Origin of the sequence: Elioraea sp. Yellowstone (assembly GCF_006704265.1) — a bacterium.
In the GTDB taxonomy this organism is placed as follows: domain Bacteria; phylum Pseudomonadota; class Alphaproteobacteria; order Acetobacterales; family Acetobacteraceae; genus Elioraea.
This window is the reverse complement of record NZ_VIKA01000036.1, coordinates 18883-27885: the sequence shown is the minus strand read 5'-3', so window position 1 is coordinate 27885 and position 9003 is coordinate 18883. Positions and strand designations below refer to the sequence as shown.

10 protein-coding genes and 1 pseudogene are annotated in these 9003 nt (G+C 73.2%); all 11 read left to right on the top strand.

The genetic code is table 11. From position 1 onward, the window contains the following. Positions 1-81 precede the first annotated feature (81 nt). The 11 genes and pseudogenes from FK498_RS07645 (at position 82) to dxr (ending at position 8993) form a co-directional block, all read left to right on the top strand. Positions 82-1038, top strand: coding sequence for an ABC transporter ATP-binding protein (locus FK498_RS07645; protein ID WP_141853215.1), 957 nt, complete (start codon positions 82-84; stop codon positions 1036-1038). A gap of 10 nt (positions 1039-1048) precedes the next feature. Further along, on the top strand, positions 1049-2071 hold the full coding sequence (locus FK498_RS07640) for a succinylglutamate desuccinylase/aspartoacylase family protein (RefSeq protein WP_141853213.1): 1023 nt from the start codon (positions 1049-1051) through the stop codon (positions 2069-2071). 136 nt (positions 2072-2207) lie between these two features. After that, a pseudogene (locus FK498_RS19910) lies at positions 2208-2369 on the top strand (IS5/IS1182 family transposase); the annotation flags it as partial. 179 nt (positions 2370-2548) lie between these two features. Beyond that, a complete protein-coding gene (locus FK498_RS07635; RefSeq protein ID WP_141853212.1) occupies positions 2549-2788 on the top strand; it encodes a hypothetical protein in 240 nt (79 codons plus the stop codon). Positions 2789-3002: 214 nt separating this feature from the next. Beyond that, positions 3003-3818 carry a 30S ribosomal protein S2 gene (rpsB, locus tag FK498_RS07630; RefSeq protein ID WP_141853210.1) on the top strand — a complete coding sequence of 272 codons (816 nt, stop codon included), beginning with the start codon at positions 3003-3005 and terminating at the stop codon, positions 3816-3818. A 27-nt stretch (positions 3819-3845) separates the two neighbouring features. Continuing rightward, entirely contained in the window at positions 3846-4748 is a 903-nt protein-coding gene (gene tsf / locus FK498_RS07625; RefSeq protein ID WP_141853208.1) for a translation elongation factor Ts, read from the top strand. A 91-nt stretch (positions 4749-4839) separates the two neighbouring features. Beyond that, positions 4840-5568, top strand: a complete 729-nt coding sequence (pyrH, locus tag FK498_RS07620; protein WP_141853217.1) for a UMP kinase — start codon at positions 4840-4842, stop codon at positions 5566-5568. Between the two features lie 47 nt (positions 5569-5615). Next, positions 5616-6191 (top strand): ribosome recycling factor, encoded by a 576-nt coding sequence (gene frr, locus FK498_RS07615; protein ID WP_141853205.1) that lies wholly within the window; start codon positions 5616-5618, stop codon positions 6189-6191. A gap of 21 nt (positions 6192-6212) precedes the next feature. Beyond that, positions 6213-6956 carry a polyprenyl diphosphate synthase gene (uppS, locus tag FK498_RS07610; protein WP_141853203.1) on the top strand — a complete coding sequence of 248 codons (744 nt, stop codon included), beginning with the start codon at positions 6213-6215 and terminating at the stop codon, positions 6954-6956. Between the two features lie 19 nt (positions 6957-6975). After that, positions 6976-7821, top strand: a complete 846-nt coding sequence (locus tag FK498_RS07605) for a phosphatidate cytidylyltransferase (RefSeq protein ID WP_237560874.1) — start codon at positions 6976-6978, stop codon at positions 7819-7821. After that, positions 7812-8993 carry a 1-deoxy-D-xylulose-5-phosphate reductoisomerase gene (dxr, locus tag FK498_RS07600; protein WP_141853199.1) on the top strand — a complete coding sequence of 394 codons (1182 nt, stop codon included), beginning with the start codon at positions 7812-7814 and terminating at the stop codon, positions 8991-8993. The genes FK498_RS07605 and dxr overlap by 10 nt, the downstream gene beginning before the upstream one ends. Positions 8994-9003 lie beyond the last annotated feature (10 nt).

Below are 9003 nucleotides of genomic sequence, written 5' to 3'. Positions count from 1 at the left end.
AGCGCGCGGTCGCCGCCTGCGCCGCGGGCGTGCCGCCGCTCTTCCCCGTCGGGCCCGGCCACCGGGCCGCCTGCATCCGCCATGCCGGCTGACGGTCCGCTCGTCGAGGCGCGTGGCCTCGCCAAGCACTACAAGGTGCGCGGCGGCGGGCTCCTGCGCGCGGTGGACGGCGTCGACCTCGCGGTGCGCGCGGGCGAGACGCACGCGCTGGTCGGCGAGTCCGGCTGCGGCAAGACCACGCTGGGGCGGCTGATCCTGCGCCTAGTGGAGCCGACGGCCGGATCGATCCGCTTCCGCGGCGAGGACCTGCTCGCCTTGAAGCCCGAGGCGATGCGGCGGATGCGCCGGCACCTCTCGGTGATCTTCCAGGACCCCTACGGCTCGCTCGATCCGCGCATGACGGTGGCCGAGATCGTCGGCGAGCCCCTGCGCATCTTCGGCGAGGGCACGCGCGCCGAACGGCGCGCGCGGGTCGAGGCGCTGCTCGCGCAGGTGGGGCTGACGCCCGCCCATGCGACGCGCCACCCGCACGAGTTCTCGGGGGGGCAGCGCCAGCGCATCGGGATCGCGCGCGCGCTCGCGCTCGCGCCCGACCTCGTGGTGTGCGACGAGCCGGTCTCCGCACTCGACGTCTCGATCCAGGCGCAGATCATCAACCTGCTGCAGGACCTCCAGCAGTCGCACGGGCTGACCTACCTGTTCGTCGCGCACGATCTCTCGGTGGTGCGTCACATCGCCGACCGGGTCGCGGTGATGTATCTCGGCCGGGTGGTCGAGGAGGCGCCGAAGCCCGCGCTGTTCGCCGCGCCGCGCCATCCCTACACGCGCGCGCTGCTGGCCGCGGTGCCGCTGCCGAAGCCGGGCGCGCCGCCGCCGGTGCCGCTCGCCGGCGAGGTGCCCTCGCCGCTCGATCCGCCATCGGGGTGCCGCTTCCGCACGCGCTGCCCGATCGCGGTTCCCCGCTGCGCGGAGGAGGACCCGCCGCTGCGCGAACTCGCGCCGGCGCACCGCGTCGCCTGCCATCTCGCCGAAGCCTGAGGAGCCCGCCGTGAGTCCAGCGCGCAAGAGCCGCATCCACTGCGAAGTGCCGTTCGACAAGGACGGCGCGCATCGCGGCTTCCTCCGCCTGTTCCATTCCGTCCACGGCTCGGCCTACGGGTTCATCCCGATCCCGATCGTGGTGTTCCGCAACGGCGACGGGCCGACCGTGCTGCTGATGGGCGGCAACCACGGCGACGAGTACGAAGGCCAGATCGCGCTCGCCAACCTGATCCGCAGCCTCGATCACACGCGCATCACCGGTCGCGTGATCGTGCTGCCGATGGCGAACTTCCCGGCGGCGATGGCGGGCACGCGCACCTCGCCGGTCGACGGCGGCAACCTGAACCGCAGCTTCCCCGGCGACCCGGACGGCACGGTGACGCAGCAGATCGCCTGGTACATCGCGAGCGAACTCCTGCCGCTCTGCGACGCGGTGGTCGATCTGCATTCGGGGGGCTCGTCGCTGATGTACGTGCCATCCGTGCTGGCGCGCCTGCCCGCGGAGCCGGCCAAGGCCGCACTCTCGCTGCGGCTGCTGAAGGCCTTTGCCGCGCCGGTCGCCTATCTGCCGGCGGGTGGGCAGGGCACGGGCGACGACCGCACCCTCTCGGGGGCGGCGGCCGCGCGCGGCGTCGTCTCGCTCGGCAGCGAGCTTGGCGGAGCGGGCACGCTGACGCCGGCGGCGCTGCGCCTCGCCGAGCGGGGTCTGCGCAACGTCCTGGTGGAACTCGGCATCCTGCCGGAGCGCGAGCGCATCCCGGGCGAGGGGGCCACGCGCATCCTCGAGGTCGGCGGGGCGGAGTGGTTCGTCTATGCCTCCGAGACCGGCGTCTACGAGCCGCTGGTGGAGCTCGGCGACACGGTGCGGGCGGGTCAGCCGGCCGCGCGGATCCACACGCCCGAGACGCCCTGGCGCGAGCCTGCGACCGTGCACTTCCTGCGCGACGGCCTCGTGCTGTGCAAGCGTGTGCCCGGCCGCACGGCGCGCGGGGACTGCCTGTTCCACCTCGGCACCGAGACCGGGCTTTAGAGGCGGTTTCCAGACGCGTGGAAACCGTTCCAACCTGTCCCCGCGAGCATCTTCACGAATACGATCGATTCCAGCCGTATGCGCGTGGCGCGTGTCGTGCAGGATGTGGTTGCGCGAGGCGCTGGACCTGTCGGCGATCCTGAGGGCCTGCACGGAGGATCGCATGGACGTGATGGCGCTGGCCGGGCCGCGGCGGCCGGATGTCCGCACCGTCCGCGACGTCCGCAAGCGGCATCCGGCGGCGCTCGGCGGTCTCTCCGTGCGGGTGTTGCGCCTCTGTCGGGCGGCGGGACTGGTCAGGCTCGGTCAGCCGGACAGGGGCGCCTCTTCCTTCCGCCCGGCCTCCATCTCCGCGGCTCGGACAACATCACGCGCGCAGACCTTGTTCGGACAGGCTGCTAGAGTGGCATCTGCCGTTCGCCCCGGCCCGGAGATGCCCCTCCGGCCGGGGCGCCGCCGGGGAGAGGAGAACTCGGCATGGCTGGGCGCAGGACCTGGATCGTCACCCTCTCGGGCGACCGCAAGGCGGCTGAGGTGAAGCGCGACCTCGCGGCTGCGGGTCTCTCGGTCGGCGAGGTGATGGAAGCGATCGGCGTGCTCACGGCGACCGGCGATGAGGCCGCCGCCGAACGCGCCCGCACGGTCGCGGGCGTGGCGGATGTCGCGCCCGACACCGCGATCGATCTCGGCCCGCCGGGCTCCGACCGGACCTGGTAGCGCCGGCCGGACGGCAGCCCTGCCCCGCCCCGCTCTTGCCCCGGGCGGTGCCTGCCTGTATCACCCGCCACGGGCCGCGCGCGGGAAGCCTCCCGCGCCGGCCAATTCGCGCGCGGCGCAGCCTTCCCGGGACACGCCCGGGGTCCGGTGCGGACCGAGGGTCCGCTTGGCGCCGCGGAGGCACGAACCGGACTTGCGAAGGAGAGACGGCCCCATGGCCCTGCCGACGTTCACCCTGCGCCAGCTTCTCGAGGCCGGCGTCCATTTCGGCCACCACACGCGCCGCTGGAATCCGAAGATGGCCCCGTACCTCTTCGGCGTGCGCAACCAGGTCCACATCATCGATCTGCAGCAGACCGTGCCGCTGCTCGCCCGCGCCATGCAGGCGGTGCGCGACGTGGTCGCAGGCGGCGGGCGCGTGCTGTTCGTCGGCACCAAGCGGTCGGCCGCCGACTACGTGGCCGAGGCGGCGAAGCGTTGCGGCCAGTACTACGTGAACCACCGCTGGCTCGGCGGGATGCTGACCAACTGGAAGACGATCCAGAACTCGATCCGCCGCCTGCGCGCGATCGAGGAGCAGCTCGCCCAGGAGCAGACGGGTCTGACCAAGAAGGAGCAGCTGATGCTGACGCGCGAGCGCGACAAGCTGGAGCGCGCGCTCGGCGGCATCAAGGAGATGGGCGGGCTGCCGGACATCCTGTTCATCATCGACACGAACAAGGAGAAGATCGCGGTCCAGGAGGCGAGGAAGCTCAACATCCCGGTGGTCGCGGTGCTCGACAGCAACTCCGATCCGGACGGCGTCACCTACCCGATCCCGGGCAACGACGACGCGATCCGCGCGATCGCGCTCTACTGCGACCTGATTGCCGGCGCGGTGCTGGACGGCATCTCGGCCGAGATGGCGGCCTCCGGGCTCGATCTCGGCGCTGCCGAGGAGGTGCCGATCGACGCCCTGCCGCCGGCCGAGGAGGTCGTGGCCGAGGACGCGCCGCCGCCGGCCGAGGACGCCGCCGAGGTGCGGGACTGAGTTCGCACGGAACGAGAGGACGGATCGATGGCGGAGATCACCGCGGCGCTGGTCAAGGAACTGCGCGAGAAGACCGGCGCGGGCATGATGGACTGCAAGCGGGCGCTCGCCGAGACGGGCGGCGACCTGGAGGCGGCGATCGACTGGCTGCGCAAGAAGGGCCTGTCGGCGGCGGCCAAGAAGGCCGGCCGCACGGCGGCCGAGGGCCTGGTCGGCGTGAAGGCGGGGGCGAGCCGCGCCGCGATCGTCGAGGTGAACGCGGAGACCGACTTCGTCGCGCGCAACGAGACCTTCCAGGGCTTCGTCGCCGCCTGTGCGGCGCTGGCGCTCGAGGCGGGCGGCGATGTCGAGGCGCTGAAGGCGAAGCCCTTCCCGGGCAGCGGCCGCAGCGTGGCCGAGGAGCTCACGCACCTGATCGCCACGATCGGCGAGAACATGGCGATCCGCCGCACGGCGGTGCTGTCGGTGCCGAAGGGGGTGGTTGCGACCTATGTCCACGCCGCGCTCAAGCCCGAGCTCGGCCGTATCGGCGTGCTCGTCGCGCTGGCGGGCGAGCCGGGCGAGCCGCTCGTCGCGCTCGGCCGGCAGATCGGCATGCATGTCGCCGCCGCCCGACCCGAGTTCCTCGACATCGCTTCGGTCGATCCGGCCGCGCTGGCGCGCGAGAGGGCGGTGCTGACCGAGCAGGCGCGCGCCTCCGGCAAGCCCGAGGCCATCATCGAGAAGATGGTCGAGGGGCGCGTGCGCAAGTACTACGAGGAGGTCGTGCTGCTCGAGCAGGTCTGGGTGCATGACGGCGAGAGCCGCGTGAAGGACGTGGTGAGGAGGGCGGGCGCCGAACTCGCCGGATTCGTCCGCTTCCAGCTCGGCGAGGGGATCGAGAAGGAGGTCTCCGACTTCGCGGCCGAGGTCGCTGCGGCGGCGCGCTGAGGGCGCGGGGATGCCCGACGCGGCGATCCGCCTTACACTGACGGCCTCGCCCGAGTCCGGCCCCGCCCCGACCGAGAAGGACGCCCGCGCCATGGAGGATGCGCCCCGCTACCGACGCGTGCTCCTGAAGGTGTCGGGCGAGGCGCTCATGGGCCGGCGCGACTACGGCATCTGCACCGAGACGGTCGCACGCATCGCCGCGGACGTCCGCGCGGTCGTCGCCCTGGGCGTCGAGGTCTGTCTGGTGATCGGCGGCGGCAACATCTTCCGCGGCGTCTCCGGCGCGGCGGCGGGGATGGAGCGCGCCTCGGCCGACTACATGGGCATGCTGGCGACGGTGCTGAACGCGCTCGCGCTGCAGAACGCGCTGGAGAAGCTCCAGGTCCACACGCGGGTGCAGTCGGCGATCCCGATGAGCTCGGTCTGCGAGCCCTATATCCGCCGCCGCGCGATCCGCCACATGGAGAAGGGGCGGGTGGTGATCTTCGCCGCCGGCACCGGCAACCCGTTCTTCACCACCGACACCGCCGCCGCCCTGCGCGCCGTCGAGATGGGCTGCGACGCGCTGCTCAAGGGCACGCAGGTCGACGGCGTCTATTCGGCCGATCCCCGCAAGGACCCGACCGCGCAACGCTACGAGCGGCTCACCTATCTCGACGTGCTGGCGCGCGACCTCGGGGTGATGGACGCCTCCGCGATCAGCCTGGCGCGCGAGAACGGCCTGCCGATCATTGTCTTCTCGATCCACGCGCCTGGCGCCTTCGCCGATGTGCTGCGCGGGCGCGGCACCTTCACCATCGTCACCGACGCGCCGGGCTGAGCGGGTCCGGCACGCGCGGCACAGCAGGAGACGGAGGCGAGAGAGGAATGGCCAAGGCCCCGCCCACGCTCGATCAGATCACCGGCGACCTGCGCCGGCGCATGGATGGCGCGCTCGAGACGCTGAAGAAGGAGTTCGCAGGGCTGCGCACCGGCCGGGCGAGCCCCGCGCTGCTCGAGCCCATCAGGGTCGAGGTCTACGGCACCGAGATGCCGATCACCCAGGTCGGCACGATCGGCGTGCCCGAGCCGCGCATGCTGACGGTCCAGGTCTGGGACCGTGCTGCCGTCCCGGCGGTCGAGAAGGCGATCCGCGATTCCGGTCTGGGCCTGAACCCCGCCTCCGATGGCCAGACCGTCCGCGTGCCCCTGCCGCCGCTGACGGCCGAGCGGCGCGTCGAGCTGGCGAAGCTCGCCGGCAAGTACGCCGAGGCCGCGCGCGTCGCGATCCGCGCCGTGCGCCGCGACGGCATGGAGACGCTGAAGAAGCTCGAGAAGGACCACGAGATCGGCCAGGACGTGCACCGCGACTGGGCCGAGGAGGTCCAGAAGCTGACGGATGCCTATATCCGCAAGGTGGACGAGGCGCTCGCCGCCAAGGAAGCCGACATCAGACAGCCCTGAGCGCGCCTGCCCCCGCCGCCCATGAACGCCCCCCTCCCGATCGCTGCCGCCGGCGTGCCGCTGCCGACCGCGCGGCACGTGGCGATCATCATGGACGGCAATCGCCGCTGGGCCGCGCGGCGCGGCCTGCCGGCGCTCGCCGGCCACCGCGAGGGGGCGGAGGCTGCACGCCGTGCGGTCGATGCCGCGCTCGCGCAGGGCGTGCCGTGGCTGACGCTCTACGCCTTCTCCCTCGAGAACTGGCGCCGGCCGGCCGAGGAGGTCGGCGGGCTGATGGGGCTCCTGCGCCAGGGGATCGAGCGGCACTGGACCGAGATGATCCGCCGCGGCGTCCGCCTGCGCATGATCGGCGAGCGCGACCGGCTCGACCGCGGCCTCCGCGAGGCGGTCGAGCGTGCGGAGGCGAGTTCGCGCGCCAACACGCGGCTCAACCTCGTGATCGCGCTCTCCTATGGCGGTCGCGCCGAGATCGCCGGTGCGGCGCGGCGGATCGCGCGCGCGGCGGCGGAGGGACGGATCGATCCGGATACGATCGACGAGACGACCTTCGCCCGCCACCTCGAGACCGAGGACATGCCGGACCCCGACCTCGTGATCCGCACCTCGGGCGAGCAGCGGCTCTCCAACTTCCTGCTCTGGCAGGCGGCCTATGCGGAGTTCGTCTTCCTCGACGTGCTCTGGCCGGACTTCGCCCAGCAGCATTTCGCCCAGGCGCTCTCGGCCTTCGCGCTCCGCGAGCGACGCTATGGCGCCCGCCCGGGGTGAGGACGCACCGCAGGCGCAGGTGGCGCCGCCGCCGGCCGGACGCTGGGGCGACCTCGGCAAGCGTGCCCTCTCGGCCGCGCTGCTCGGGCCGATCGCGCTGACCGCGATCTGGCTCGGTGCCGAGTGGTTCATGCTGCTGGTCACGGTCGGCACCGCCGTGCTGGCCTGGGAATGGGTGCATCTGTGCGGCGCGCGGCTGCGCGCCTTCCCCGGCACGGCGGTGCCGCTCGCACTGCTTGCTGCGGGCCTCGCGTCGCTGGCCGGCGCCTGGGGTGCCGCGCTCGCGCTGCTCGCGGCGGGCGCCGGGGTCGCCTGGGCCATCGCGCGTCGGCCCGCACTCCTGCCGGGCGAACGTCGTCCGGCCGCGTGGCTCGCCGCCGGCGTGGTATATATCGGGCTTGCGGGCGTGGGGCTGATCTGGCTCCGCGACGCCGGGGAGGCGGGTCGGGCCAATGTCCTGTTCATCGTGCTGGTGGTCTGGGCCTCCGATATCGGCGCCTATGTGGCCGGGCGGATGATTGGCGGCGCGCGCCTGGCGCCCAGGATCAGCCCGAACAAGACCTGGGCGGGCGTGGTGGGCGGGCTCGCGGCGGCGATCGCCGCAGGCGGCGGGGTCGCGGCCGCGCTCACACCGGGGGGAGCGCTCCCGGCCGCCGCAGCGGTCGCCGCGCTGGTCGGCATCGCCGCCCAGGCGGGCGATCTCCTGGAGAGCTTCATCAAGCGTCGCTTCGCGGTGAAGGACGCATCGGCCCTGATCCCGGGTCATGGGGGCCTGCTCGACCGCGCCGACGGGCTGATCGCAGCGGTGCCGGTGGCGGCGCTGCTGTCGCTCGCGCTCGGCGAGGGGGGCGTGCTGTGGCGCTGAACCGAGAGCCGCGCCGCCTCACCGTCCTGGGGGCCACCGGCTCGATCGGGCGCGCCACGCTGGACCTGATCGCCGAGGCACCGCCCGGCACCTTCGTGGTCGAGGCGCTGGTGGCGAACGGCAATGCCGAGGCGCTGGCCGCGGCGGCGCGCCGGGTGGGCGCGCGGCTCGCCGTGCTGGCGGATGACGGAGCCCTGTCCGCGCTGCGCAGCGCGCTCGAAGGCAGCGGCATCCGCGCCGAGGCGGGGCCGCAGGCGGTGCTCGCCGCCGCTGCGATCCCGGTGGACTGGACCATGGCGGCGATCGTCGGTGCCGCCGGGCTGCCGGCGACCATGGCCGCGGCCGCCGGCGGCGGCATTCTCTCGATCGCCAACAAGGAGTGCCTGGTCTGTGCCGGCGCGATGCTGCGTCGGGTCGCCGACGCCGCCGGCACCACCCTGCTGCCCGTGGATTCCGAGCACAACGCGATCTTCCAGGCGCTCGACCGCACCGCGCCGGCGAGCGTCGAACGCATCGTGCTGACCGCCTCGGGCGGGCCGTTCCGCGACTGGCCGGCCGAACGGATGCGCGCCATCCGCCCGCAGGACGCGCTCAACCATCCGGTCTGGCGCATGGGCGCGAAGGTGACGATCGACAGCGCCACGATGATGAACAAGGGGCTCGAGGTCATCGAGGCGGCCTGCCTCTTCCCCGTCCCGCCGGACCGGATCGAGGTCCTGGTGCACCCGGAGGCGGTGGTCCACGGCATCGTGCAGTACGTCGACGGCTCGATGCTCGCCCAGATGGGCCCGCCGGACATGCGCGTCCCGATCGCCCACACCCTCGCTTGGCCCCGACGCATGGCTACGGCGACGCGCCGGCTCGATCTCGCCTCGCTTGGGAGAATGACCTTCGAACCGCCTGACCTTGAAAGATTCCCGGCGCTGGCCCTGGCACGCCAGGCGCTGGCCGCGGGTGGGGCGGCGCCGACCATCCTGAACGCGGCCAACGAGGTCGCGGTGCAGCTCTTCCTCGACGGCAGGATCGACTTCCTCGGCATCGCCGCCCTCGTGGCGGCCGCTCTCGACCGGCTCGGCGCTCCGCCCGCGCCGGACCTCGAGGCGGTGCTGGAGGCGGATGCGGCGGCGCGGCGGACCGCGCTCGCGCTCGCCGCCGGCCCTGCCTTCGCCTGAATCACGGAGT

Bases quoted from the DNA above. Each gene is read 5' to 3' on its own strand.
- FK498_RS07635 (WP_141853212.1), top strand. From the start codon at position 2,549: ATGGCTGGGCGCAGGACCTGGATCGTCACCCTCTCGGGCGACCGCAAG.
- uppS (WP_141853203.1), top strand. From the start codon at position 6,213: ATGAACGCCCCCCTCCCGATCGCTGCCGCCGGCGTGCCGCTGCCGACC.
- rpsB (WP_141853210.1), top strand. From the start codon at position 3,003: ATGGCCCTGCCGACGTTCACCCTGCGCCAGCTTCTCGAGGCCGGCGTC.
- pyrH (WP_141853217.1), top strand. From the start codon at position 4,840: ATGGAGGATGCGCCCCGCTACCGACGCGTGCTCCTGAAGGTGTCGGGC.
- tsf (WP_141853208.1), top strand. From the start codon at position 3,846: ATGGCGGAGATCACCGCGGCGCTGGTCAAGGAACTGCGCGAGAAGACC.
- frr (WP_141853205.1), top strand. From the start codon at position 5,616: ATGGCCAAGGCCCCGCCCACGCTCGATCAGATCACCGGCGACCTGCGC.
- FK498_RS07645 (WP_141853215.1), top strand. From the start codon at position 82: ATGCCGGCTGACGGTCCGCTCGTCGAGGCGCGTGGCCTCGCCAAGCAC.